Genomic DNA, 24,206 nt, shown 5'->3' on the forward strand with positions numbered 1-24,206 from the left:
GAAGGGACGTCCGCCGTGGAATTCGCTCAAGTACGGCTGCTGGTCAGTGACTTCGCCGCCTGCTACCGCTTCTACGCCGACGTCCTCGGCCTCAAGCCGCAGTCGGGCGCGACGAACGGGCCGTACGAGAAGTTCAGCCCGGCCACCGGTTCGGCGGGCATCGCCCTCCAGGACCGGGCGATGATGGCCGAGGTCCTGGGCGAGCTCGGCGACGAGGCGAGCGGTCATCGCTCGCTGGTGGTGCTGCGGGTGGACGACCTGGCCGCCACGTGCGAGCAGATCACCTCCCGCGGCGCGACCCTCCTCCACGGCCCCGCCCCCATGACCGACCGTATGCGCGTCGCCCACCTCAAGGACCCGGAGGGCAACCTGGTGGAGCTTCAGGAGTGGCTGCTGCTGCGCGGCTGAGGACGGCGTCGAACAGCTCCCAGCCGTCCAACTCGGCCTGCCCCGGCAGAAGCCCGCGGGCCGTCGCCTCGTCGACGAGCCCCCGTACGACACCGGGTTCACGCAGGTTGAGCAGCCGCCCGGGGCCGGTCGCCACGCATCCGACGTACGCGTAGCCGTCGGAGACGCCCCGGCCCTCGCCCGCCCGGAAGACGATCCGCGTGCGCACGCCGTCCAGGGTCAGGCTGAGGACCTCGCGGCACACGTCACCGTCCCCGTGCTTGTGCCGGACGCTCCACAGGTACGCGGTCCGCTCGTCCACGACGAGTCTCCTCAGCCTGCGGTCGTTGCCCATACGGACACGCTAGGCGGTTGGGCACCGCCTGGTCGGTCTGGCTGGTCGGCCACGTCGACGAGCATCCACTCGATCGTGACGTGCGAGAGCGGGGAGTGGCCGTATGCGCTCTACCGCGTCGGCCGGGACAGTGGCAGGCTGCCCTCCATGGGGGCGTTGAGGAGGATTTGGGGTCGCGCCGGTCGCACGGACCGTGGCACGCGCGTGGCACGGGTGGCGGGCGTGGCAAGTCTCGCCGTGGTCGCCGTCGGCGGGGTGGTGGCCTGTGATCCGGGCGGGCTGAGCAGCGCGACCGTGGCGTTCACGACCGACCAGACCGTGACCGAGGAACTGGAGCGGCAGAAGGCCGACGTGCGGTGGCTCAACTGCACGGGTTCGTACGACGGCGACGGCAGGTCCGCTTCGGCCACGGCGAGCGCGAACACCGTGGTCAAGGTCGACTGCGAGGGCGAGACCAAGGACGGCAAGGACATCACCGTCACCGGCCGGATCACCCGGGCCGTCAGCGGCTCCTGTGTGCGCGGGGACCTCGTCGCCAAGATCGACGGCAAGCAGTGGTTCCACGTCAACGGGCTGGGCGACTGCGACGCCACGCCCTCGCCCGTCGCCCCGGGTGGCAACGGCGGGCAGCAGCCGGGGCCCACCGTCACGGTCACCGTCACCAAGACCGTCTACTGCAAGCAGCACCCCAACTGCTGGCCGGAGGGCAAGTGACCGCTGCGGGACGGGAGTTGGGCAAGTGATCCAAAGGGCTGTCCCCGGACGCCGCCCCTGCTTATGGTGATCGGGTGAATCAGTCCGCGACGTCTGCATCGTCTTCGTATCTCCGGTATCCGCACCTGCACGGCGATCTGGTCGCCTTCACCGCGGAGGACGACGTATGGCTCGCCCCGCTCGACGGCGGCCGTGCCTGGCGGGTCAGCGCCGACAACATGCCGGTGACGCTGCCGCGCATCTCGCCCGACGGTACGACCGTCGCCTGGACCTCGACCCGCGACGGCGCCCCCGAGGTGCACATCGCGCCGGTCGACGGCGGGCCCTCCAAGCGCCTCACCCACTGGGGCAACGGGCAGACCCGGGTGCGTGGCTGGACCCCCGACGGCCGGGTCCTCGCGATCAGCAGCCACGGCCAGGCGGGCAGCCGCCGCACCTGGGCGCACACCGTCCCGCTCGACGGCGGACCCGCGACCGTCCTGCCGTACGGGCCCGTCGCCGACGTCGTCCACGGGCCGCACCTGGTGCTCGCCTCCGCGCCCATGGGGCTGGAGGCGGCGCGATGGAAGCGCTACCGGGGCGGTACGGCGGGCAAGCTGTGGATCGACCGGGGCGTTCCCGGCGGGGAGGGCGCCGGGGACTTCGTACGGCTGCACGAGGAGCTGGACGGGAACCTCGAGTACCCGATGTGGGTGGGGGAGCGGGTCGCGTTCCTCTCCGACCACGAAGGGGTGGGGGCGGTGTACTCGTCCCTCGCCGACGGGTCCGATCTGCGCCGGCACACCCTTGTCGACGGCTTCTACGCCCGGCACGCGGCCAGTGACGGCACCCGCGTCGTCTACGCGTCCGCCGGTGAACTGTGGCTCCTCGACGACCTCGACGGGGCCGAGCCGCGCAGGCTCGACATCCGGCTCGGGGGGCAGCGCACCGACCGGCAGCCGTACCCGGTGAACGCCGCCCACTGGTTCGGGTCGGCCGCCCCGGACCACACCGCGCGCGGCAGCGCGGTCGCCGTCCGTGGTGCCGTGCACTGGGTCACCCACCGGTCCGGCCCCGCCCGTGCGCTCGCCGCCGAGCCGGGGGTACGGGCCCGCCGGCCGCGCACCTTCCGGTCGGAGGGCGAGGACTGGGTGGTGTGGGTGACGGACGCGGAGGGCGACGACGCGCTGGAGTTCGCACCGGCCACCGGGCTCGCCCCGGGTGCCACGCCGCGCAGGCTGGCCGCCGGGCAGCTCGGGCGGGTGCTGGAGCTCGCCATGGCACCCGACGGGAGCCGGGCGGCGGTCGCCGCGCACGACGGGCGGGTGCTGCTCGTCGAGCGGGAGACCGGCGAGGTCCGCGAGGTCGACCGCAGCGCGGACGGCGACGTCTCCGGGCTGGTCTTCTCACCCGACTCGGCCTGGCTCGCCTGGTCGCACCCCGGGCCGCGGCCGCTGTGCCAGCTCAAGCTCGCCAACACCACCGACCTGTCGGTGTCCGAGGCGACCCCGCTGCGCTTCCAGGACTACGCGCCCGCGTTCACGCTGGACGGCAAGCACCTGGTGTTCCTGTCGACGCGGGCCTTCGACCCGGTCTACGACGAGCACGTCTTCGACCTCGCCTTCGTGGTCGGCTCCCGCCCGCACCTGATCACGCTGGCCGCGACCACGCCGTCCCCCTTCGGCCCGCAGCGGCACGGCCGCCCGTTCGACGCGCCCGACAAGGACGAGACGCCCGACAGCGAGGGTGCCCCGGTCACCCGCATCGATCTCGAAGGGCTCGCCGACCGGATCGTGCCGTTCCCGGTCGAGGCCGCCCGCTACACCAATCTGCGGGCCGCCAAGGACGGCGTCCTGTGGCTGCGGCACCCGGTGCGCGGCGCGCTCGGCGCCGCCCGGGCCACGCCCGACGACCCCGAGCCCAAGACCGAGTTGGAGCGCTACGACCTCGTCCAGCGGCGCGTCGAGCATCTCGCCGACGACGCCGACCACTTCGAGGTCAGCGGCGACGGCAAACGGGTGCTGCTGTGGACCGACGGCCGGCTCAAGGTCGTCCCCAGCGACCGGCGGGCCTCCGGCGACGACGACAGCGACTCGAACATCACCGTGGACCTGACGCGCGTACGGCAGACGGTCGACCCGTCGACGGAGTGGCGGCAGATGTTCGAGGAGACCGGCCGCATCATGCGGGACCACTTCTGGCGGCCCGACATGAACGGCGTCGACTGGACGGGCGTGCTGGACCGCTACCGCCCGCTCCTCGACCGGGTGGCGACCCACGACGACCTGATGGACCTGCTGTGGGAGGTGCAGGGCGAGCTGGGCACCTCGCACGCGTACGTCGCGCCGCGCGGCGGGTACGGCGGCGGGCCCCGGCAGGGGCTGCTCGGCGCCGACCTCTCCCGTCACGAGGACGGCAGCTGGCGGATCGACCGGATCCTGCCGTCGGAGACCTCCGACCCGGACGCGCGGGCGCCGCTGGCCGCGCCCGGGGTCGCCGTGCGGGCCGGGGACGCGATCGTGGCGGTGAACGGGGTGCCGGTGGACCCGGTGACCGGGCCCGGACCGCTGCTCGTCGGCACGGCGGGCAAGGCGGTGGAGCTGACGATCTCACCGGCGGGCGGCGGGGACGTACGGCACGCGGTCGTCGTGCCGATCACCGACGAGCAGCCGCTCAGGTACCACGCGTGGGTGGCGGACCGGCGGGCGTACGTCCACGAGAAGTCCGGCGGCCGGCTCGGCTATCTGCACGTGCCGGACATGCAGGCGCCCGGCTGGGCCCAGATCCACCGTGACCTGCGGGTCGAGGTGGCACGGGAAGGGCTCGTGGTGGACGTGCGGGAGAACGGCGGCGGGCACACCTCGCAGCTGGTCGTGGAGAAGCTGGCGCGGCGGATCGTGGGCTGGGAACTCCCGCGCGGGATGCGGCCGTTCAGCTATCCGATGGACGCTCCGCGGGGGCCTGTGGTGGCGGTGGCGAACGAGTTCTCCGGGTCCGACGGGGACATCGTCAACGCGGCGATCAGGGCGCTCGGGCTGGGGCCGGTGGTGGGCACGCGGACGTGGGGCGGCGTCATCGGCATCGACAGCCGCTACCGCCTGGTCGACGGCACGCTGATCACCCAGCCGAAGTACGCCATCTGGCTGGAGGGGTACGGCTGGGACGTGGAGAACCACGGGGTCGATCCGGACGTGGAGGTGGTGCAGCGGCCACAGGACTGGGCGGCGGGGCGGGACGCGCAACTGGACGAGGCGATCCGGGTGGCGCTGACCGCGCTGGAGGAACGGCCGGCCAAAACGCCGCCGAGTATGCCCACCTAGGGGCGCGAGGATGTGCGCGACCAGCCACGATGCACCCGCGCCCGACGACGATACGATGCCCCCCGTACACCACGCCGCCCAACCCCCGGAGGGACCATGGCAGGGGAGCCGCAGGACGACTGTCTGTTCTGCAAGATCGTCGAGGGGCATGTTCCGGCGACGATCGTGCGGGAGACGGAGACGACCGTCGCGTTCCGGGACATCAACCCCCAGGCGCCCACCCACGTCCTGGTCATTCCCAAGGCGCACTACCCGGACGCCGCCGCCCTCGCCGCCGCCGAACCGGCCCTCGCCGCGGACGTCCTGCGCGAGGCCCGGGCCGTCGCCGACGAGGACAAACTGGAGAGCTACCGCATCGTCTTCAACACCGGTGCCGGAGCCGGCCAGACCGTCTGGCACACCCACGCCCACGTCCTCGGCGGCCGTGGCCTCGAGTGGCCCCCCGGATAAGCCGAAGCCGCCGTGTCCGTACGTGAATTGGTGGTCCTCGGGACCGCGAGCCAGGTCCCGACCCGGCACCGGAACCACAACGGGTATCTGCTGCGGTGGGACGGGGAGGGGATCCTCTTCGACCCCGGCGAGGGCACCCAGCGGCAGATGCTGCGCGCCGGGGTCGCCGCGCACGACCTGAACCGCATCTGCGTCACCCACTTCCACGGCGACCACTCACTCGGACTCGCCGGGGTCATCCAGCGGATCAACCTCGACAAGGTCCCGCACCCCGTCACCGCCCACTATCCGCGTTCCGGGCAGCGGTTCTTCGACCGGCTGCGTTACGCCACCGCCTACCGCGAGACCGTCGCCCTCATCCAGGCACCGGTCGACGCCGACGGCGTGCTCGCCGACACCGGTGGCTACACGCTTCAGGCCGCTCGGCTGTCCCATCCCGTCGAGTCGTACGGCTACCGCCTAGTCGAGCCCGACGGGCGCCGCATGCTGCCCGAACGGCTCGCCGCGCACGGCATCAAGGGACCGGACGTCGGGCGGATCCAACGCGAGGGGGCGCTCGACGGGGTCCTGCTCCAGGACGTGAGCGAGATCCGGCGCGGGCAGCGGTTCGCGTTCGTCATGGACACCCGGCTGTGTGACGGGGTGTACTCCCTCGCCGAGGGCTGCGACATGCTCGTCATCGAGTCCACCTTCCTGGACGAGGACGCCGGACTCGCCGCCGAGCACGGGCATCTGACCGCCGGTCAGGCCGCGCGCGTGGCGCACGAGTGCGGCGTACGGCATCTCGTGCTCACCCACTTCAGCCAGCGCTACACCGAGCCGGACGAGTTCGAGCGGCAGGCGCGGGACGCCGGTTTCGACGGGGAGCTGACCGTCGCGCACGACCTGCTGCGGGTGCCGCTACCGAAACGTCGGTGACACCGCCGTACGATGCTTTGATGTCCCTGCCGAAAGCTGAACTGCACCTCCATATCGAAGGCACCCTCGAACCCGAACTCGCCTTCGAGCTGGCCGCCCGCAACCGCGTCGAGCTGCCCTACGCCGACACCGACCAGCTCCGCGAGGCCTACCGGTTCGAGGACCTGCAGTCCTTCCTGAACCTGTACTACGAGCTCATGGCCGTCCTGCGCACCGAGCGGGACTTCGCGGACCTCGCGAACGCCTACCTCGCCCGCGCCGCCGCCCAGGGCGTGCGGCACGCGGAGATCTTCTTCGACCCGCAGGCGCACACCAAGCGGGGTCTGGAGCTGGGCACGGTCGTCGAGGGGCTGTGGCGGGCGCTGGGCAGCAGTGAGACGGAGCACGGTGTCTCGACCCGGCTCATCATGTGCTTCCTGCGCGACGACTCCGCCGAGTCGGCCATGGAGACGCTGCGGGCCGCCGAGCCGTACCTCGACCGGATCACCGGCGTCGGCCTGGACTCGGCCGAGGTCGGCCACCCGCCCGTGAAGTTCCGCGAGGTCTACGAGGCCGCCGCCGCGCTCGGGCTGCGGCGCGTCGCGCACGCCGGCGAGGAGGGGCCGCCCGCCTACATCACCGAGGCCCTCGACGTCCTCGGCGTCGAGCGCGTCGACCACGGGCTGCGGTGCGTGGAGGACCCGGTGCTGGTCGAGCGGCTCGTGCGGGAGCGGGTACCGCTGACGCTGTGTCCGCTCTCGAACGTGCGGCTGCGCACCGTCGACACCCTCGCCGACCACCCGCTGCCCGCGATGCTCGCCGCCGGGCTGATGTGCACGGTCAACTCCGACGACCCGGCCTACTTCGGCGGGTACGCCGGCGACAACTTCGACGCCGTACGCCGCACCCTCGGCCTGACCGACGAGCGGCTGCGCGAGCTGGCCCGCAACTCGTTCCTCGCCTCCTTCCTGGAGGACGACGAGGAGTTGCGAGCCCGGTATCTGGCCGAGGTGGAGACCTACGAGTTCACGTAGCCGTTCGTGTGGCCGTTCGTGTGGCCGTTCATGTGGCGGGGGTGAGGCGTTCGGGGGCGGCCGGGGTGGCGTCGGCGGTGTCCAGGGGGATCTCGACGACCTCCACGACGACCTCGACGGTCTCCCCGCTTTCCACGCTCTGCGCGACCCCCACGACGCTCGCCTCCTGCCCGCGGCCCAGCGCCACCGCCGTCATCGGCACGGCGACGACCAGCAGCCCGACGGCCAGGACCGCGCCCATGACGGGGAACCCGGCCTGCGCCGACAGCAGGCTCCCGGTCAGCGGGCCCGCCGCAGTGCCCAGCGACGACGCCGAGCCGACGAGCACCGCCCAGCGACCGCGCGCGTCGAGGGAGGCGGCCAGGCCGATGACGTACGACAGGACGATCGGGTAGAGCGTGTTCCAGGCGATCTCGCCGGTCGCGAAGGTCGCCAGGTCGGTGGCGGAGGCGCTGAGCGCGATGCAGGCCGCGATGAGGACCGTGCCCGCGCCGATGGGCAGTGCGCGACCGAGACGCGGGCCGAGCGCGCCCGCCCCGGTGACGCCGAGCAGCCCGGCGCCGAGCGCCACGGCGAACACCGCGCCGACCGTGGCCTCCGTCAACTGCGCCTGCGTCAGGCCGATCCGGCCGCTGACGCCCCACAGGGAGTTCTGGGCGAGGGACCAGCACAGCATGCAGGCGGCGAGGGTCAGGCCGGGGCGGCGCCGGGGGAGGCGGGAGCTGTCCCAGCCCGGTCGCGAGGCGGCACCGGCGGGGAGCCGGGCCGTCGACGGCCAGACGGCGAGCGCGGTGAGGGCGATCGCCGCGAGCGGCAGGCCATGCCCGGGGCCGAGGTGGGGGACCGTCAGATAGACGGCGCCCGCGAGGGCGGAGACGCAGAGCAGGCCGAGCGTGGTGGCCCGGTGGGGGTCAGGCTGGGCGGCGATACGGGTGGCGGCGACCGCGGTGGCCGTACCGGATCCGAGGCCGCCGACGAGCACGCCCAGGACGACGGCCGGTACGGGGTGCGCGCACGCCGCGGCGCCGTAGCCGAGAACGGCCAGGATGAGCCCGGTCCGGGCCAGCCGCCGCGCGCCGATCCGCTCGACCCGCGCCGCCAGCAGGAACCCGGCCGACGCCGAACTCAGCAGCAGCGCGCTGCCGACGGCGCCCGCCTGGGTGGGGGACAGCGCAAGCCCGGAGTCGAGCCTGCCGACGATCGTCGGCAGCAGATACGGGGCGAGGTACCCGGCCGTGAAAAGGGCGACGAGGGGCCAGGGGGTGGTGCGGGGGGCGAACACGGGCGTTCCCAGGGCATGCGAGAGAAGCGGCTCAGGAGGGGGAGGGGCGCAAGCCGTCGACGGACAGGAACGCGCGGAGAATTTGTATCAAGCGGGGGGAGCCGTGAAGAAGTTCGAGCGGTGTGATCTGAGGCACGTTCCGTTTGGGGTGGTGAAAGGCGGGTAGAAGGCGCCCTCACTTGCGCCAGTGCACCGAGCCGCCCCCGCCGGGAACCGTCGCCTCGATCTTCGCCCTGATCTCCCGCATCACCGCGACGATCCGCTCCTCGTGCCTCGCCGACAGCCGGGCCACCGGCACCGAGCAGCTGATCGCGTCCTGGGCCGGGACGTCGTAGCGCAGGGCGAAGCCGAAGCCCACGATGCCGAGGACGCCCTCCTCGCGGTCGACCGAGTAGCCGCGCGCCCGCACCGCGGCGAGGTCCGCCGCCAGGGAGTCCCGGGTGGTGTGGGAGTTGGGGGTGAGGGCTCGGTAGGGGCCTTCGGGGAGGTCGTCGTCCGGACGCTCGGCGAGCAGCGCCTTGCCCAGGGCTCCGGCGTGCGCCGGGAGACGCCGGCCGACCCGGCTGATCGTCCTGAGGTACTCGTGCGACTCGCGCGTGGCCAGGTAGGCCACGTCGCGGCCGTCGAGACGCCCCATGTGGATCGTCTCGCCCAGCGCCTCGGACGCCTCGTCGAGATACGGGCGCACCACGCGCACCCGCGGGTCGGAGTCGAGGTAGGTGGTGCCGGTGAGCAGGGCGTGGATGCCGATGCCGTAGAGCGAGCCGGTGACGTCCGTGCGGACCCAGCCCCGTGAGATCAGGGTCTGGAGCAGCGCGTACATGGAGCTGCGCGGGACCTGGAGCTCGTCGGCCAGCTCCTGGAGGCGTGCCGGGCGGTCGCCGCGCGCGGCGAGCAGCTCCAGCAACTCGACCGTGCGCGCCGCGGACTTCACCTCGCGGACGCCGCCTGTCTCCGACATGGGCCGATCGTAATCGGAACGACCGGGGCATTGACGGTCACGGTTCGCGTATCTAACCTCCATTTTCATACATGGATGATATCTACATGGGGAGATAGCGCGGGTGAGCCTCGATACGGACACGGCCCGGCGGTTGCGGGACGGCATGGCACGAGGAGTGCTGTCCTTCCCGCTCACGAGCTTCCACGAGGACGGCTCACTGGACCCGGACGGCTTTCGCACCCATGTCGCCGCCCAGCTCGCCACCGCCCCCGGCGCCCTCTTCCCCGCCTGCGGCACCGGCGAGTTCTTCTCGCTGGACGAGGACGAGTACCGGCGCGTCGTCTCGATCGCCGTCGAGGAGTCCGGCGGGCGCGCCCCCGTCGTCGCCGGGGCCGGCTACGGCTGGGCGCAGGCCGCCCGGTTCGCGCGCCTCGCCGAGGAGTCCGGCGCCGACGCCCTCCTCGTCCTGCCGCACTACCTCGTCGCCGCCCCGCAGGACGGCCTGGTCGCCCAGCTGGAGCACCTCGCGGCCCGCACCCGCCTTCCTCTCATCGCCTACCAGCGCGGCCAAGTCGCCTACACCGCCGACTCGTTGCGGCGCATCGCCCGCATCCCGAACGTCATCGGCCTCAAGGACGGTCACAGCGACCTCGACCGCCTCCAGCGCCTCACTCTCGCCGCCCCCGAGGACTTCCTCTTCTTCAACGGCGCCGCCACCGCCGAGATCCAGGCCCGCCCCTACGCCACCGTCGGCGTCCCCGCCTACTCCTCCGCCGTCCACGCCTTCGCCCCCGAGATCGCGAACGCCTTCTTCACCGCCCTCCAAAGCGACGACCACGGCACCGTCGACAAGCTGCTGCGCGACTTCTACGTCCCGCTCGTCGAACTGCGCGACCGGGTACCCGGATACGCCGTGTCCCTGGTGAAGGCGGCGGCCCGGCTGCGCGGCCGCCCGGTCGGCCCCGTACGCGCCCCGCTCACCGACCCGTCGGCCGCCGACCTGGCCGAGCTGCGGGCCCTGCTCGCCGGCGGCCTCGACCTCGTGGGAGCCGCCCTGTGAACCTCACGATCACGGATGTCCGCCTGACGCCGATCCTGGTCGCCGACCCGCCGCTGCTGAACACCCAGGGTGTCCACCAGCCCTACACACCCCGCCTGATCGTGGAGGTCGAGACGGCCGACGGGATCACCGGGGTCGGCGAGACCTACGGCGACACCAAGTACCTGGAACTCGCCCGGCCGTTCGCCGAGCGGCTGGTCGGGCGTCAAGTCGGTGATGTCAACGGCCTGTTCGTGGTCGCCGACGAGGTGGCCGTCGACCGGTCCCGGGTGTCCGGGCAGGTCGACGTCGGCGGGCTGCGCGGCGTCCAGACCGCCGACAAGCTGCGGCTGTCCGTCGTCTCCGGCTTCGAGGTCGCCTGCCTCGACGCCCTCGGCAAGGCGCTCGGACTGCCCGTGCACACGCTGCTCGGCGGAAAGGTGCGGGACTCGGTCGAGTACAGCGCGTACCTGTTCTACAAGTGGGCCGGCCATCCGGCGGGCGTCCGCGCCGAGAAGGACGACTGGGGCGCCGCCGTCGACCCGGCCGGGGTCGTCGAGCAGGCGCGGAGGTTCACGGAGCGGTACGGGTTCACCTCCTTCAAGCTCAAGGGCGGTGTCTTCCCGCCGCACGAGGAGATCGCCGCCGTACGGGCGCTCGCGGACGCCTTCCCCGGGCACCCCCTGCGGCTGGACCCCAACGGAGCCTGGTCCGTGGAGACCTCGCTGAAGGTCGCGCGGGAGCTCGGGAACGTCCTGGAGTACCTGGAGGACCCGACCCTCGGTACGGCCGCCATGGCCGAGGTCGCCGCGCGGACCGACGTGCCGCTGGCGACCAACATGTGCGTGACGACGTTCGCGGAGATCAAGGAGGCGTTCACCAAGGACGCCGTCCAGGTCGTCCTCTCCGATCACCACTACTGGGGCGGGCTGCGCAACACCCAGCGGCTGGCGGCGGTCTGCCGCACCTTCGGCGTCGGGGTGTCCATGCACTCCAACACCCATCTGGGCATCTCGCTCGCCGCGATGACCCACGTGGCGTCGACCGTCCCGGACCTCCACCACGCCTGCGACTCCCACTACCCCTGGCAGTCCGAGGACGTCCTCACCGAGCGCCTCGCCTTCGACGGCGGCAAGGTCGCCGTGCCGGACGCGCCCGGCCTCGGCGTCGAGCTGGACCGGGACCGGCTGGCGGCGCTGCACCGGCGGTGGCTGGATGACGACGGCTCGCTCCGGGACCGCGACGACGCGGCCGCGATGCGCGTCGCCGACCCCGGCTGGGTCCCGCCGTCGGTACCTCGCTGGTAGGACCCGCCGACCGCCCGGACCGGGTGCTTCCGCACGATCGCGGTGGCGTTGTCGGTGGCGTGGTGCACACTGGCCAGATCAGCACCACGTCAGGGAGCGCACCGTGACCACGCCCACCGCGCCCACCGGAAGGGGACCCTCGCCCCAGGGCCCGTCGTCCAGGACAGCGGGGCCCTACCGCCGGGCCCAGGTCGACCCCCTCGCCGGACTGCGTACGCCCGCCGACCCGCCCTGGGACGTGTATCTCACGGGCACGGTCTTCCTCGACATCATCTTCACCGGCCTCGACTCGGCCCCGGTGCGCGGCACCGAGTCCTGGGCGCGCGGCATGGGGTCGAGCCCCGGCGGCGTGGCGAACATGGCGACGGCCCTGGCCCGCCTCGGCCTCAGGACATCGCTCGCGGCGGCCTTCGGAGACGACCACTACGGCGAGTACTGCTGGGACGCGCTGGAGCACGGCGAGGGCATCGACCTCACACCGTCGCGCACGGTGCCCGGCTGGCACTCGCCGGTCACGGTCTCCATGGCGTACGAGGGGGAGCGCACGATGGTCTCCCACGGCCATGAGCCGCCCCCGGAGGAGCCGGCGCCCGACTGCCCGCCCCGCGCGCGTGCCGCCGTGGCCTCCCTGGTGCCGGGCAAGCGGGCCCCCTGGATCGCGCAGGCCGCGAGCAAGGGCACCCGCATCTTCGCCGACGTCGGCTGGGACGACACCGGAGCGTGGGACCTGGCGGGGCTGGCCGACCTGGAGCACTGCGAGGCCTTCCTGCCGAACGCGCAGGAGGCGATGCGGTACACGGGCGCCGACTGCCCCCGCGACGCGGCCCACGCCCTGACCGCCCATGTCCCGGTCGCGGTGGTCACCCTGGGCGCGGAGGGGGCGTACGCGGTGGACGGCCGGACCGGGGAGACGGCCGTGGTTCCCGCGATCGCCGTGGAGGCCCTGGACCCGACCGGCGCCGGGGACGTGTTCGTGGCCGGCTTCGTCGCCGGGACGCTCGCGGACTGGCCGCTGGCCGACCGCCTCGCCTTCGCCGGCCTCACGGCGGCCCTCTCCGTCCAGGAGTTCGGCGGCTCCCTCTCGGCACCCTGCTGGGCCGAGATCGGCGCCTGGTGGCGCAAGGTGCAGTCCCTGGACCGGCAGGACCCCGAGGCCCTGCGCCGGTACGCGTTCCTGGCGGACGTGGTGCCGGAGGAGGCGGAGTCGGCGAGGCCGTGGCCGCTGCGGCGGGCGGTGCCGACGATCGGGTTCAGACGGTCGGCGTGACGACTCGGCCGGCGTGATGACTCGGCCGACGTGATGACCGCGGCGACACCGCCTCGCCGGCTCAGCTCGGAGTGGCCGGGGTGAGCACCACGAAGTCCGCGTTCGACGGGTCGAGGCACACGGCCAGCCGGCCGACGCCCTCCGCGTCCTCCGGACCCATCTGCACGCTGCCGCCGTTCCCGGTGACCTCACCGACCGCGGCGTCGCAGTCGGTGACGTTGAAGACCGGGTGCCAGTACGGTCGCCCGTCCGCCAGCGCGAGGTTCTCCTTCGGCAGCTCCATCAGGCCGCCCTGCATGCGCTCCTCGGGCTGCCCGGCGGGCGTGATCAGCGTGTACGTGCCGCCGCCGCCCGGCAGCGGCATGTCACTGAACTGCCAGCCGAACAGACCGCCGTAGAACTCCTTCGCGCCCGCGGCATCGCTCGTGTACAGCTCGGTCCACGACAGCGAGCCCACCTCGTCCGCCAGCTCGAAGCCCGAGTTCTTCCCCGGCTGCCAGACGGCGAACTGGCCGCCCAGCGGATCGCTGTACTGGGCCATCCGGCCCCAGTCGTCGAGGTCCATCGGCGCCACCCGCACCGTGCCGCCCGCGCGCTCCACGGCCTGGGTCGTGGCGTCGGCGTCGGTGACCATGTAGTAGATCATCCACGCCGAGCGCGCGCCCTCCTCGGTGAGCTTGCCGAGCCCGGCGACGGTCTTGCCGTCCTTCTTGAACATCCCGCCCTCGAAGTCATCCGCCGCGCCCATGGACTCGTACTCCCAGCCGAGCACCGAGCCGTAGAAGGACGCGGCGGCCGGGACGTCGGGGGTGCCGAGGTCGAGCCAGCAGGGGGCGCCGGGGGTGAGGTCAGTGGTGATCATGACGATGCCCTTTCGCAGACCGGTATGACCTCAGCGTGACACCCGGCACTGACACTCGCCCGTCGGACGTTCCCCGGGCGCCGGGGCGGCCCGCTCTGGTTACCATCCGGCCATGAGCGACGATGCAGGCACGGCCGGACTCGCCGCCACCGCACACGACTGGGCGGCGGCGATGGTCTCCAACGACGCTGCCCGGATCGCCGAGTTCATGGCCGACGACTGGGTCATCGTCTCCGAGTCGGGCATCTCCACCAGGGAGCGGTTCCTCGCGTTCGTCGAGTCCGGCGACCTGACCCACTCGGCGTTCCAGCTCGTCGGCGAGCCCAGGATCCGGGTGCACGGCGACGCCGCGGTGGTGACGGCGCGGGTGACGAACACGGCCCACTACCGGGGCGAGCGCTTCGACGCCGACGAGTGGACGACCGATGTCTTCGTACGGCGGGACGACCGCTGGCTGTGCGTCCTCAGCCACATCACCGCGGCGGCCCGGACCTGAGCGCCGGACCTGAGCGCCGTACCTGAGCGCCCTGGCGGCGGCCCGCCCCGGGCCTCAGCCCGCCGTCACCGTCGTACGCACCGTCCCGTCGGGCCCCGCCACGAGCACCGGAGTCTGCGGTCCGCCGAGGTCCCGTACCGCCGCCCGGTCCTCGTCCGAGGCGCCCTCGGCCTCCGTCACCACCACCGCCGCCTCCAGCGACGTAGCCCCGGATGCCACCGCCATCGCCACCGCCGTCCGCAGCGCGCTCAGCTTCAGGGAGTCCAGGGCGACGGTCCCGGCGACATACGTACGGCCGGTCTCGTCCCGTACGGCCGCGCCCTCGGGCACGCCGTTGCGGGCCCGGGCGGAACGGGCCAGGGTGACGATCTTGCGGTCCTCGGGGTCCAGCGCGCTGTTGTCGGTCATGACCTTGAGCATACGGAGCGCCGCCCCGCCTAACCGGCCACGGGGTACATCGCCCCGCGCCGCCCCTCCGGCGACGCCAGCCACTGCAGCTTGGCCGCCGTGTTCGCCTCGTCCAGCGGCGTGTGCAGGACGATCGACAGATCGGGCCGCACCGGCATCTGCATCACGCTCGACTCCAGGCACAACAGCCCGACCAGCGGATGGTCCAGCTCCTTGCGGATCTGCCCGGCGTCCTCGATGTCCCGCCGCTCCCACAGCTCGGTGAACTCCGGACTGGACGCCCGCGCCTCGGCCAGCACGGCCTGGAACCCCTCGTCGTCCGGCGAGGCCGAGCACACCGCGCGGAACTGCGCCACGACCGTACGGGCGTTCTGCTCCCAGCTCCTCGACCGCGACCGGTACATCGGATCCGTGAAGAAGTCGATCAGGCAGTTCCACCGCTTGCCCGGCCGTATGCCGAGCACCGTCGCCGCCGCGTCGTTGTACAGCACGCCGTTGTAGTACCGGTCCATGATGTGCGCCGGATACGGCATCCACGCGTCGATCAGCCGCCGCAGCCCCTCGCACATGTCCCGCTTCTCGGGCGCCACTTCGGGCGCGGGCGGGTTCAGCCCGGCCAGCAGATACAGATGCCGCCGCTCGGCGTTGCTCAGCCGCAGCACCCGGGCCACCGAGTCCAGCACCTGCGGCGACACCGAGATGTCCCGCCCCTGCTCCAGCCACTGGTACCAGGACGCGCCCACCCCGGCGAGCACGGCGACCTCCTCGCGCCGCAGTCCCGGCGTACGGCGCCGCGCTCCGCCGTCCGGCAGGCCCGCCTCGGCCGGTGTCACCCGGGCCCGCCTGCTCATCAGGAACTCGCGCAGCTCATACCGGCGTTGACTCTTCAGCGTGCCCTGGGACACGTACGGATCCCCCTCGTCCTGTTGGCTGGTGGTGCCACCACCAGCACAACTTCCCGCTTCCCACGGCTATTCCGGCGCCCGCAGTCTCTTGGGCATGGCGATCGACACCACCAGTTCCCCCGCGACCACCGCTTCCGGTCCCACCACGACCCCACCGCCCGACACCCCCCGGTTGTCGACGCGCGACAAACTCGTCCTGTTCGTCCTGTGCGCGGCCCAGTTCATGGTCGCGCTGGACTTCTCCGTCCTGAACGTCGCCCTGCCCGTCCTCGGCGCCGACCTCGGCATGAGCCCGTCGGCGCTGCAATGGGCGGTCACGGCGTTCGCGCTGCCGTCCGGCGGCTTCCTGCTCCTCTTCGGCCGCGTCGGCGACCTCTACGGCCGCCGCAAGCTGTTCCTCACCGGCCTCGCCCTGTTCGCCGCGGCCTCCGTGCTCGCGACCTTCGCCTGGGACCCGGCGTCCTTCCTCGCCGGACGCGCCCTCCAGGGCCTCGGCGCGGCGGTCATCGTGCCGACGGGCATGTCCTTGCTGACGACCACCTTCGCGGAGGGCCCCGCCCGCAACCGCGCCCTCGGCATCTCCGGGACACTGATGTCCCTCGGCTTCACCATCGGCGTCGTCGCGGGCGGCGTCCTGACCGACGCCCTCGGCTGGCGCTCCACCATGGCCCTGCTCGCGATCTTCGCGCTGGTCGTGCTGCCGCTCGCGCCCGGCCTGCTGCCCGAGTCCCGCACCCCGCAGCGCCCGCACCTCGACGTGCCCGGCGCGATCACCGTCACCGGCGGTCTGCTGTCCCTGATCTACGCCCTGACGACGGCCGCCGACCACGGCTTCGGCCGCACCGACGTCATCGCGACCCTGATCGCGGGCCTCGCGCTCCTCACGGCCTTCGCGGTCGTCGAGTCCCGCACCGAGGCACCCCTGGTCTCCCTGCCCATGCTGCGCCGCCGCACGGTGGCGTGGGGCAACCTGGGCGGCCTGGTCACCTTCTCGATGATGTCGACGGTGGTCTTCGTCCTCACCCTGTACCTCCAGGAGACCCTGCGCCTGTCGGCCTGGGAGACGGGCCTGGTCTTCGGCGTCCAGGGCGTGGTGTCGGTGATCGCCGGCTCGCTCACCCCGCGGTGCGTCAGCCGTCTCGGCGCGCGCCGCACCCTGGTCGTCTCGCTCACGGGTCAGGGCGCCTTCGTGGCCGCCCTGGTCCTGCTGAACGCGCACACCTGGTCGGTCTGGCTGGCCACGGCCGCCGTCTCGCTGGCGAGCATGTTCCACCTGGGCGCGATCATCTCCTACGGCCTGACGGTCACCTCCGGCGTCCCCGACGAGGAACAGGGCCTGGCCACCGGCCTGGTGACCTCGACCCAGCAGGTCGGCATCACGATCGGCATCCCGCTGCTGGGCGTCCTCGCGACGACCTCCGGCGACCTGCTGTCCGGCACCCGCACGGTGATGGCCCTGAACGCGGCGATCGTCCTGGCCACGGCCGCACTGGTCGCGCTGGGACTCGGCACGGCGTCCCGCGGCGCAAGGAAGACGCGGGCCTGACGGGGGTGGGCCCGAGGGGGCGTCCCCCGCGACCGACGGTCAGCACACCGGTCGGTCGCGAGGGCCGCCCCCACCCGTGCGGCGCGCGGACGTCACACGGCTGTGGGACGGCTCAGGCGCGGTCGAGGCGAAGCCGGTCGGCTCTCGGCAGACCGGCCACGACCAGGTCGTACGAGTCCTCGATGAGCTCCCGCACGAGGCGGTCCGGGAGCCCGCCGTCGACCGTCACCGTGTTCCAGTGCCGCTTGCTCATGTGGTAGCCGGGACTGATCAGGCCGGGATATTCGCCGCGCAGCCGGATCGCGTCCTCCGGGTCGCATTTGAGGTTGACCTTCAGGGGGCGGGCGTCCGTCCAGCTCAGGGCGAAGATCTTGCCCTGGACCTTGAAGACGGAGATCTCCGGGCTGAAGGGGAAGTCCTCGACCGCCGCGTTGAACGACAGGCAGAACGCGCGCAACTCCTCGGGGCTCACTCCGCCTTCGCCTCCTGATCCTCCGGTGCCGGCACCGGAGCCACCGGCTCGACCAGCACCGTCACGATCTTGTTCCGGCGGCCGGCCGCCGCCTCCGCCGTCAGCCGCAGCTCGCGGCCGTCCGGCAGGTCGACCACCGACGACGCCCCGGCGATCGGCACCCGGCCGAGGGCCTTCGCCAGCAGACCGCCGACCGTCTCCACGTCCTCGTCGTCGTACTCGTCCAGGCCGTACAGCTCGCCCAGGTCGGTGATGTCCAGGCGGGCCGTGACCCGGTAGCGGTCCTCGCCCAGCGCCTCCACCGGCGGCAGCTCACGGTCGTACTCGTCGGTGATCTCGCCGACGATCTCCTCGAGGATGTCCTCGATCGTGACGATCCCGGCGGTGCCGCCGTACTCGTCGATGACGACGGCGACGTGATTGCGCTCCTTCTGCATCTCGCGCAGCAGGTCACCGGCGTTCTTGGTGTCGGGCACGAAGAACGCGGGCCGCATCGCCGTCGACACCAGCTCGCTCTCCGCGTCCCGGCTGATGTGCGTCTTGCGGGCCAGGTCCTTCAGATACACGATCCCGACCACGTCGTCCTCGCTCTCCCCGACGACCGGGATCCGGGAGAAACCGGACCGCAGGGCGAGGGTGAGGGCCTGGCGGATCGTCTTGTAGCGCTCGATCACCACCAGGTCGGTGCGCGGGACCATGACCTCGCGCACCAGCGTGTCGCCCAGCTCGAAGACCGAGTGCACCATGCGGCGCTCGTCGTCCTCGATCAACGACTCCTTCTCGGCGAGGTCGACCAGCGCCCGCAGCTCCGCCTCGGAGGCGAAGGGGCCACGGCGGAAGCCCTTGCCGGGCGTGAGGGCGTTGCCGATGAGGATCAGCAGATAGGGGATCGGGCCCATGATCCGCGCGAGCGGCAGCAACACGTACGCCGCCGCCGTCGCCGTGTTCAGCGGATGCTGGCGGCCGATGGTGCGCGGCGAGACGCCCACGGCGACATACGACACCAGGACCATGACCGCTATGGCGACCAGCAGCGCCTCGGTCGTGCTGGCGAACTCCCGCAGGCAGGCGTACGTGACGAGCGCGGCCGCCGCCATCTCGCACGCCACGCGCACCAGCAGCGCCACGTTCAGATAGCGCGTCGGATCGGCGGCGACGAGCGCGAGCTTCTCGCTGCCGCGCCGGCCACCGCGTACGGCCTCCTCGGCGCGGAAGCTGGAGACCCGTGCCAGGCCCGCCTCCGCACAGGCGGCGAGCCACGCGACGACCACCAGGGCGATCGCGCCGGCGACGAGGGGGAGGCTCATGACACGGTCGGCGCCGGGGAGGGACCTGTCATCCCCTTCTCCGTGCGCCAGCCGTCCACGATGGCGGCCTGGAGGCCGAACATCTCGGCCTTCTCGTCGGGCTCCTCGTGGTCGTACCCCAGCAGGTGCAGCACGCCATGGACGGTGAGCAGTTGGAGCTCCTCGTCCATGGAGTGCTGCGTGGGCGCCTCCGCGCCCTGCTTCGCGGCGACCTCCGGGCACAGGACGATGTCACCGAGGAGCCCCTGCGGAGGCTCGTCGTCGTCCTTGGACGGGGGCCGCAGCTCGTCCATCGGGAAGGACATGACATCCGTCGGGCCCGGCAGGTCCATCCACTGGATGTGCAACTGCTCCATGGCGTCGGCGTCCACGACGATCACCGAGAGCTCGGAGAGCGGGTGGATGCGCATCCGCGCGAGCGCGTAGCGGGCGATGTCGAGGATCGCCTGCTCGTCGACCTCGGTTCCGGACTCGTTGTTGACGTCGATCGACATGGTCGTGCGTGTTCTCTACTTCCCCTTGTGCCCGGCCTTGCCGCCGCGGCCCTTGTGCGAGCCGTTCTGGGTGCCGTGCTTGCTGTCGTACACCTCGTACGCGTCGACGATACGGCCCACCAGCTTGTGCCGGACGACATCGTGCGAGGACAGCCGGGAGAAGTGGACGTCCTCGACGCCGTCCAGGATGTCCTGCACCTGCCGCAGACCGGACTTGGTGCCGTCCGGGAGGTCGACCTGGGTCACGTCACCGGTGATGACGATCTTCGAGTCGAAGCCGAGGCGGGTGAGGAACATCTTCATCTGCTCGGGGCTGGTGTTCTGGGCCTCGTCGAGAATGATGAAGGCGTCGTTCAGGGTCCTGCCACGCATGTACGCCAGCGGCGCGACCTCGATGGTCCCGGCGGCCATGAGCCTCGGGATGGAGTCCGGGTCGAGCATGTCGTGCAGCGCGTCGTACAGCGGCCGCAGGTACGGGTCGATCTTCTCGTACAGCGTGCCCGGCAGGAATCCGAGCCGCTCGCCCGCCTCGACCGCCGGCCGGGTCAGGATGATGCGGTTGACCTGCTTGGACTGCAGGGCCTGCACCGCCTTGGCCATGGCCAGGTAGGTCTTGCCGGTACCGGCGGGGCCGATACCGAAGACGATGGTGTGCTTGTCGATCGCGTCGACGTACCGCTTCTGGTTGAGCGTCTTGGGGCGGATCGTGCGGCCGCGGGAGGAGAGGATGTTCTGGGTGAGGACCTCGGCCGGGGTCTCCTCCGGTCCCTCCCCGGTCTCACTCGCTCTGAGCATGGCGATCGAGCGTTCCACTGCGTCCTCCGTCATCGGCTGTCCGGTGCGGAGCACCAGCATCATCTCGTCGAACAGGCGCTGGATGAGGGCGACTTCAGCGGCGTCGCCGATCGCGCTGATCTCGTTTCCCCGGACGTGGATGTCGGCCGCCGGGAAGGCCCTCTCGATCACGCGCAGCAGGGAGTCGCCGGACCCCAGCACGGTCACCATGGGGTGCTGGGCGGGGACGGTGAACTGTGCTCTCGCCTGCCCCTGCGCGGGTGTGTGAGCTGTGGGTGTCTGAGTCATGGGCCGGCTCTGTAGGCCTTGCTCGTCCTCCTCGAAACGACTCGTCCGCCACAGGGGCGGCCTGGCGAATTCCAGGGTACGCCGGGGGACTGACAACGCCGTAGGGCTTTTCCCCGGGAGGTTCTCGCAGAGCGAGGAGATCCTCAGAAGCCCAGTTTCCGCAGCTGCCGAGGATCGCGCTGCCAGTCCTTCGCCACCTTCACGTGCAGGTCGAGGAAGACCGGCGTCCCCAGCAGCGCCTCGATCTGCTTGCGGGACTTGATGCCGACCTCCTTCAGGCGCTTGCCCTTGGGGCCGATGACGATGCCCTTCTGGCTGGGGCGCTCGATGTAGACGAAGGCGTGGATGTCGAGGAGGGGCTTGTCGGCGGGGCGGTCCTCGCGGGGGAGCATCTCCTCGACCACGACGGCGATGGAGTGCGGGAGCTCGTCGCGGACGCCCTCCAGGGCGGCCTCGCGGATGAGCTCGGCGATCATGACCTGCTCGGGCTCGTCGGTGAGGTCGCCCTCGGGGTAGAGGGCGGGACCCTCCGGGAGGAGCGGGACGATCAGGTCGGCCAGCAGGTCCACCTGCTTGTCGCCGACCGCCGAGACGGGCACGATCTCCGCCCACTCGAAGTCCAGCTCCTTGCCGAGCTGGTCGATCGCGATGAGCTGCTCGGCCAGGGTCTTGCCGTCCACCAGGTCGGTCTTCGTGACGATCGCGATCTTCGGCGTCTTCTTGATCGACGCCAGTTCCTTCGCGATGAAGCGGTCACCGGGCCCGAGCTTCTCGTTCGCGGGCAGGCAGAAGCCGATCACGTCGACCTCGGCCCATGTGGTGCGTACGACGTCGTTCAGGCGCTCGCCCAGGAGCGTGCGCGGCTTGTGCAGACCGGGGGTGTCGACCAGGATCAGCTGGGCGTCGGGCCGGTGCACGATGCCCCGCACCGTGTGCCGCGTCGTCTGCGGCTGGTTCGCGGTGATCGCCACCTTCTGGCCGACCAGAGCGTTCGTAAGCGTGGACTTGCCCGCGTTGGGGCGGCCCACGAAGCAGGCGAAGCCCGCGCGGTGGGGGGCCTCGGACGGCTCGGATGACTGACTGCGAACGCTCATGGCGCCCATTCTCCCTGATCCACAGAGCCGTGCCGCACACCCGACCGAGCGCCGCCCGCGCGGTGAGCTTCCGGAAACCCCCGCGCAACGAAACGTCACGGAAACACACCCGTACGCAACCGGAAACGCACTGCGGTGACCCTCTGACGAGCCCCCGCACCGTTGGAGACGACCGTGACGACAGTGACCCTCGCCGCCGCAGGCGTCGACACCGGCGACACCGCCTGGCTGCTCGCCGCCACCGCCCTCGTCCTGCTGATGACCCCGGGCCTGGCCCTCTTCTACGGCGGCATGGTCCGCACCAAGAGCGTCCTCAACATGCTGATGATGAGCTTCGTGTCCATCGCCCTGGTCACGATCGTGTGGCTGGCGTGCGGTTACTCCCTCGCCTTCGGGGACGACGCGTTCGGCGGTCTCATCGGCGGGCTCGGTCTCGCCGGCATGTCCGGCCTTGGTCCGGACAGCGTCCAGGGCACCGTCCCCACCCTCCTGTTCGCCACCTTCCAGCTCACCTTCGCGATCATCACCGCCGCCCTGGTCAGCGGTGCGGTCGCGGACCGGGCGAAGTTCGGGGCCTGGATGGTCTTCGTGCCCGTGTGGGCGCTGCTCGTATACGTTCCGGTCGCCCACTGGACCTGGGGCCCGGGCGGCTGGATCCTGGAGCGTCTCGGCGCTCTGGACTTCGCCGGCGGCCTCCCCGTCGAGATCACCTCCGGCGCCTCCGGCCTCGCCCTCTGCCTGGTCCTCGGCCCGCGGCTCGGCTTCAAGAAGGACGCGATGCGGCCGCACAACCTGCCGATGGTGGTGCTCGGCGCCGGTCTGCTGTGGTTCGGCTGGTTCGGGTTCAACGCCGGCTCGGCCCTCGGCGCCAACGGCCTGGCCGCGGCCGTCTTCCTGAACACCCTCGCCGCCGGCTGCACGGGCCTGCTCGGCTGGCTCCTCGTCGAGCAGAAGCGCGACGGCCACCCCACCACCCTGGGCGCCGCGTCCGGCGCGGTCGCCGGCCTGGTCGCCATCACGCCGTCCTGCGGCTCGGTGTCCCTGCTCGGCGCGCTCGTCATCGGCCTGGTCGCCGGCGTCGTCTGCTCCTACGCGGTCGGCTGGAAGTTCAAGCTGAACTACGACGACTCCCTGGACGTCGTCGGCGTCCACCTCGTCGGCGGTGTCATCGGCACCCTGCTGATCGGCGTCTTCGCGACGGCCACGATGACGGGCGGGCCCGAGGGACTCCTGCACGGCGGCGGACTCGCGCAGCTCGGCAAGCAGGCGGTGGCCGTGGTGGCCGTGGCGGCGTACGCCTTCCTCGTCACCTACGGGATCGGCAAGGTCATCGACAAGGCCATGGGCTTCCGGGCGAGCGAGGAGCAGGAGCACACCGGCCTGGACCTTACGGTGCACGCCGAGAGCGCCTACGATCACGGGGTCCTGGGGCACGGCGCCCCGGTCACCTCGTCCGTGTCCTCGTCCGTCCCCGCCGCGCAGAAGGTCAAGAAGCAGGCATGAAGCTCATCACCGCGATCGTCAAGCCGTACCGGCTCGACGAGGTCAAGACCGCCCTCCAGGAACTCGGCGTGCACGGTCTGACCGTGACCGAGGCGAGCGGCTACGGCCGGCAGCGCGGCCACACCGAGGTGTACCGCGGCGCCGAGTACCAGGTCGACCTGGTGCCGAAGGTCCGCATCGAGGTCGTCGTCGAGGACGCGGCGGCGGACGACGTCATCGACGCGATCGTGAAGGCCGCCCAGACCGGCAAGATCGGCGACGGCAAGGTCTGGGCGCTGCCCGTCGAGACGGTCGTACGGGTCCGCACGGGCGAGCGCGGTCCCGACGCGCTGTAAGCGCCGGGCGCCGGGACCGCACCCGCTGGTCATCCGTCGGCGCGGTCCGCGCGTCAGTCGAACACGAACGGGCCCGGCGACTGCGGCCCGGCCGCCGTGCACGTGATGGTGATGCCGAAGACGGTCATCTTCAGCGAGCCGCCGAATGCCTCCAGGCTGTCCCCGGAGGCGACGGTGCCGCTGAGCGGGCCGACCTGGACGGGGTCGCCGGCGGCCATCGCCGGGTTCTCCGTGCCGGTGAAGGTGGTGGTGCCGCCGCTCGCCTTCACCAGGGTGAGCGTCGAGGAGATCGAGTCCTCCCCGAGCGCGATCGGCGCGGTGATGGCGGAGGAGTTCACGGTGATGGTGGCGGCGGTGCCGTTCTGCGTCGCGGTGAGGGTGGCCTCACCGCCGCCGAAGCTGCCGCAGTCGGCGGTGATCGTGGCGGTGCCGGGGGCGACGGCGAGGGCGGCGGGCGCGAAGGCCAGTCCGGTGACCGCGAGGGCCCCGGCCACCAGCGTCGCACCAGCTCCGATGCGCGTTCGTCTCATGGGATCCGCTCCCTTTCGAGGTGGGGGAATTCCGAGTGGGGTTGGGGAATTGCTCGGCAGGTGGATGCGGACACACTGCGGGGGAGAGCTGAATCTGACGGTCCGTTCGGAACCGTCGTTTCCATTGATGCGCGTGGGGCGAGGGTCGGCAAGGTGATTTCCGGCCTCAACTACCCACGAGTACCTACGGGTAGCTG

The 24,206-nt window shown here is 71.9% G+C and carries 25 protein-coding genes; 13 read left to right on the top strand and 12 right to left on the bottom strand.

Annotation, left to right across the window (positions count from 1 at the left end; all coding sequences use genetic code 11):
• Positions 1-15: 15 nt before the first annotated feature.
• Complete coding sequence (locus ABZ078_RS08375) at positions 16-408, top strand: VOC family protein (protein WP_356572908.1); 393 nt, start codon at positions 16-18, stop codon at positions 406-408.
• Here the strand turns inward: ABZ078_RS08375 and ABZ078_RS08380 are convergent.
• Positions 350-742 carry a hypothetical protein gene (locus ABZ078_RS08380; RefSeq protein WP_356572910.1) on the bottom strand — a complete coding sequence of 131 codons (393 nt, stop codon included), beginning with the start codon at positions 740-742 and terminating at the stop codon, positions 350-352. The genes ABZ078_RS08375 and ABZ078_RS08380 overlap by 59 nt on opposite strands.
• A 213-nt stretch (positions 743-955) precedes the next feature.
• Between ABZ078_RS08380 and ABZ078_RS08385 the strand changes: the two genes are divergently transcribed.
• The 5 genes from ABZ078_RS08385 (at position 956) to ABZ078_RS08405 (ending at position 7,136) form a co-directional block, all read left to right on the top strand.
• A complete protein-coding gene (locus ABZ078_RS08385; protein WP_356573222.1) occupies positions 956-1,456 on the top strand; it encodes a hypothetical protein in 501 nt (166 codons plus the stop codon).
• Between the two features lie 74 nt (positions 1,457-1,530).
• Complete coding sequence (locus tag ABZ078_RS08390; RefSeq protein WP_356572912.1) at positions 1,531-4,755, top strand: PDZ domain-containing protein; 3,225 nt, start codon at positions 1,531-1,533, stop codon at positions 4,753-4,755.
• A gap of 96 nt (positions 4,756-4,851) precedes the next feature.
• Entirely contained in the window at positions 4,852-5,205 is a 354-nt protein-coding gene (locus ABZ078_RS08395) for an HIT domain-containing protein (RefSeq protein ID WP_356572914.1), read from the top strand.
• Positions 5,206-5,217: 12 nt separating this feature from the next.
• Positions 5,218-6,123: a ribonuclease Z gene (locus ABZ078_RS08400; RefSeq protein WP_356572916.1), complete on the top strand. Its 906-nt coding sequence runs from the start codon at positions 5,218-5,220 to the stop codon at positions 6,121-6,123.
• A gap of 20 nt (positions 6,124-6,143) precedes the next feature.
• A complete protein-coding gene (locus ABZ078_RS08405; RefSeq protein WP_356572918.1) occupies positions 6,144-7,136 on the top strand; it encodes an adenosine deaminase in 993 nt (330 codons plus the stop codon).
• A 28-nt stretch (positions 7,137-7,164) separates the two neighbouring features.
• On the opposite strand, the gene ABZ078_RS08410 is transcribed toward ABZ078_RS08405, so the two are convergent.
• Both ABZ078_RS08410 and ABZ078_RS08415 read right to left on the bottom strand, forming a co-directional pair.
• Positions 7,165-8,418 carry an MFS transporter gene (locus ABZ078_RS08410; protein ID WP_356572920.1) on the bottom strand — a complete coding sequence of 418 codons (1,254 nt, stop codon included), beginning with the start codon at positions 8,416-8,418 and terminating at the stop codon, positions 7,165-7,167.
• A 175-nt stretch (positions 8,419-8,593) separates the two neighbouring features.
• Positions 8,594-9,379 (bottom strand): IclR family transcriptional regulator, encoded by a 786-nt coding sequence (locus tag ABZ078_RS08415; RefSeq protein ID WP_356572922.1) that lies wholly within the window; start codon positions 9,377-9,379, stop codon positions 8,594-8,596.
• A 103-nt stretch (positions 9,380-9,482) separates the two neighbouring features.
• Between ABZ078_RS08415 and ABZ078_RS08420 the strand changes: the two genes are divergently transcribed.
• The 3 genes from ABZ078_RS08420 to ABZ078_RS08430 all read left to right on the top strand — a co-directional run bounded on the left by ABZ078_RS08420 (position 9,483) and on the right by ABZ078_RS08430 (position 12,974).
• The gene (locus ABZ078_RS08420) at positions 9,483-10,421 is read left to right on the top strand and encodes a 5-dehydro-4-deoxyglucarate dehydratase (RefSeq protein ID WP_356572924.1); all 939 of its coding nucleotides are present in this window, start codon (positions 9,483-9,485) and stop codon (positions 10,419-10,421) included.
• Positions 10,418-11,707 carry a glucarate dehydratase family protein gene (locus tag ABZ078_RS08425; protein ID WP_356572926.1) on the top strand — a complete coding sequence of 430 codons (1,290 nt, stop codon included), beginning with the start codon at positions 10,418-10,420 and terminating at the stop codon, positions 11,705-11,707. Before ABZ078_RS08420 ends, ABZ078_RS08425 begins: the two co-directional genes overlap by 4 nt.
• A 208-nt stretch (positions 11,708-11,915) precedes the next feature.
• On the top strand, positions 11,916-12,974 hold the full coding sequence (locus ABZ078_RS08430; protein WP_356573224.1) for a PfkB family carbohydrate kinase: 1,059 nt from the start codon (positions 11,916-11,918) through the stop codon (positions 12,972-12,974).
• Between the two features lie 61 nt (positions 12,975-13,035).
• Here the strand turns inward: ABZ078_RS08430 and ABZ078_RS08435 are convergent, their stop codons facing one another.
• A complete protein-coding gene (locus ABZ078_RS08435; RefSeq protein ID WP_356572928.1) occupies positions 13,036-13,836 on the bottom strand; it encodes a VOC family protein in 801 nt (266 codons plus the stop codon).
• Between the two features lie 112 nt (positions 13,837-13,948).
• Here ABZ078_RS08435 and ABZ078_RS08440 point away from each other — a divergent pair, with 112 nt between their 5' ends.
• A complete protein-coding gene (locus tag ABZ078_RS08440; RefSeq protein WP_356572930.1) occupies positions 13,949-14,332 on the top strand; it encodes a nuclear transport factor 2 family protein in 384 nt (127 codons plus the stop codon).
• A gap of 54 nt (positions 14,333-14,386) precedes the next feature.
• Here ABZ078_RS08440 and ABZ078_RS08445 read toward each other — a convergent pair whose 3' ends face one another.
• Together ABZ078_RS08445 and ABZ078_RS08450 are read right to left on the bottom strand one after the other, a co-directional pair.
• Positions 14,387-14,740 carry a cytidine deaminase gene (locus ABZ078_RS08445; RefSeq protein WP_356572932.1) on the bottom strand — a complete coding sequence of 118 codons (354 nt, stop codon included), beginning with the start codon at positions 14,738-14,740 and terminating at the stop codon, positions 14,387-14,389.
• 29 nt (positions 14,741-14,769) lie between these two features.
• Positions 14,770-15,591 (bottom strand): helix-turn-helix transcriptional regulator, encoded by an 822-nt coding sequence (locus ABZ078_RS08450; RefSeq protein WP_356573226.1) that lies wholly within the window; start codon positions 15,589-15,591, stop codon positions 14,770-14,772.
• A gap of 148 nt (positions 15,592-15,739) precedes the next feature.
• On the opposite strand from ABZ078_RS08450, the gene ABZ078_RS08455 reads away from it, so the two are divergent.
• Positions 15,740-17,191, top strand: coding sequence for an MFS transporter (locus tag ABZ078_RS08455; RefSeq protein ID WP_356572934.1), 1,452 nt, complete (start codon positions 15,740-15,742; stop codon positions 17,189-17,191).
• A 112-nt stretch (positions 17,192-17,303) separates the two neighbouring features.
• Here ABZ078_RS08455 and ABZ078_RS08460 read toward each other — a convergent pair whose 3' ends face one another.
• The 5 genes from ABZ078_RS08460 to era form a co-directional block, all read right to left on the bottom strand.
• Positions 17,304-17,663 carry an MmcQ/YjbR family DNA-binding protein gene (locus tag ABZ078_RS08460; RefSeq protein ID WP_356572936.1) on the bottom strand — a complete coding sequence of 120 codons (360 nt, stop codon included), beginning with the start codon at positions 17,661-17,663 and terminating at the stop codon, positions 17,304-17,306.
• Entirely contained in the window at positions 17,660-18,970 is a 1,311-nt protein-coding gene (locus ABZ078_RS08465; RefSeq protein WP_356572938.1) for a hemolysin family protein, read from the bottom strand. Before ABZ078_RS08465 ends, ABZ078_RS08460 begins: the two co-directional genes overlap by 4 nt.
• Complete coding sequence (ybeY, locus tag ABZ078_RS08470) at positions 18,967-19,464, bottom strand: rRNA maturation RNase YbeY (protein ID WP_356572940.1); 498 nt, start codon at positions 19,462-19,464, stop codon at positions 18,967-18,969. Before ybeY ends, ABZ078_RS08465 begins: the two co-directional genes overlap by 4 nt.
• Positions 19,465-19,479: 15 nt before the next feature.
• Entirely contained in the window at positions 19,480-20,547 is a 1,068-nt protein-coding gene (locus ABZ078_RS08475; RefSeq protein ID WP_356572942.1) for a PhoH family protein, read from the bottom strand.
• 143 nt (positions 20,548-20,690) lie between these two features.
• Positions 20,691-21,650, bottom strand: coding sequence for a GTPase Era (gene era, locus ABZ078_RS08480; RefSeq protein WP_356572946.1), 960 nt, complete (start codon positions 21,648-21,650; stop codon positions 20,691-20,693).
• 174 nt (positions 21,651-21,824) lie between these two features.
• On the opposite strand from era, the gene ABZ078_RS08485 reads away from it, so the two are divergent.
• Positions 21,825-23,144: an ammonium transporter gene (locus ABZ078_RS08485; RefSeq protein ID WP_356573228.1), complete on the top strand. Its 1,320-nt coding sequence runs from the start codon at positions 21,825-21,827 to the stop codon at positions 23,142-23,144.
• On the top strand, positions 23,141-23,479 hold the full coding sequence (locus tag ABZ078_RS08490; RefSeq protein WP_356572947.1) for a P-II family nitrogen regulator: 339 nt from the start codon (positions 23,141-23,143) through the stop codon (positions 23,477-23,479). Before ABZ078_RS08485 ends, ABZ078_RS08490 begins: the two co-directional genes overlap by 4 nt.
• Positions 23,480-23,532: 53 nt before the next feature.
• On the opposite strand, the gene ABZ078_RS08495 is transcribed toward ABZ078_RS08490, so the two are convergent.
• A complete protein-coding gene (locus ABZ078_RS08495; RefSeq protein WP_356572948.1) occupies positions 23,533-24,009 on the bottom strand; it encodes a hypothetical protein in 477 nt (158 codons plus the stop codon).
• Positions 24,010-24,206 lie beyond the last annotated feature (197 nt).

The organism is Streptomyces sp. NPDC006385 (assembly GCF_040612485.1).
Taxonomy (GTDB): Bacteria; Actinomycetota; Actinomycetes; order Streptomycetales; family Streptomycetaceae; genus Streptomyces.

Coding starts and splice junctions, on each gene's coding strand:
- ABZ078_RS08440 (WP_356572930.1), top strand. CDS start 13,949: ATGAGCGACGATGCAGGCACGGCCGGACTCGCCGCCACCGCACACGAC.
- ybeY (WP_356572940.1), bottom strand. CDS start 19,464: ATGTCGATCGACGTCAACAACGAGTCCGGAACCGAGGTCGACGAGCAG.
- ABZ078_RS08380 (WP_356572910.1), bottom strand. CDS start 742: ATGGGCAACGACCGCAGGCTGAGGAGACTCGTCGTGGACGAGCGGACC.
- ABZ078_RS08495 (WP_356572948.1), bottom strand. CDS start 24,009: ATGAGACGAACGCGCATCGGAGCTGGTGCGACGCTGGTGGCCGGGGCC.
- ABZ078_RS08435 (WP_356572928.1), bottom strand. CDS start 13,836: ATGATCACCACTGACCTCACCCCCGGCGCCCCCTGCTGGCTCGACCTC.
- ABZ078_RS08445 (WP_356572932.1), bottom strand. CDS start 14,740: ATGACCGACAACAGCGCGCTGGACCCCGAGGACCGCAAGATCGTCACC.
- ABZ078_RS08415 (WP_356572922.1), bottom strand. CDS start 9,379: ATGTCGGAGACAGGCGGCGTCCGCGAGGTGAAGTCCGCGGCGCGCACG.
- ABZ078_RS08405 (WP_356572918.1), top strand. CDS start 6,144: ATGTCCCTGCCGAAAGCTGAACTGCACCTCCATATCGAAGGCACCCTC.
- ABZ078_RS08455 (WP_356572934.1), top strand. CDS start 15,740: ATGGCGATCGACACCACCAGTTCCCCCGCGACCACCGCTTCCGGTCCC.
- ABZ078_RS08490 (WP_356572947.1), top strand. CDS start 23,141: ATGAAGCTCATCACCGCGATCGTCAAGCCGTACCGGCTCGACGAGGTC.
- ABZ078_RS08475 (WP_356572942.1), bottom strand. CDS start 20,547: ATGACTCAGACACCCACAGCTCACACACCCGCGCAGGGGCAGGCGAGA.
- ABZ078_RS08450 (WP_356573226.1), bottom strand. CDS start 15,591: ATGAGCAGGCGGGCCCGGGTGACACCGGCCGAGGCGGGCCTGCCGGAC.
- ABZ078_RS08395 (WP_356572914.1), top strand. CDS start 4,852: ATGGCAGGGGAGCCGCAGGACGACTGTCTGTTCTGCAAGATCGTCGAG.
- era (WP_356572946.1), bottom strand. CDS start 21,650: ATGGGCGCCATGAGCGTTCGCAGTCAGTCATCCGAGCCGTCCGAGGCC.
- ABZ078_RS08465 (WP_356572938.1), bottom strand. CDS start 18,970: ATGAGCCTCCCCCTCGTCGCCGGCGCGATCGCCCTGGTGGTCGTCGCG.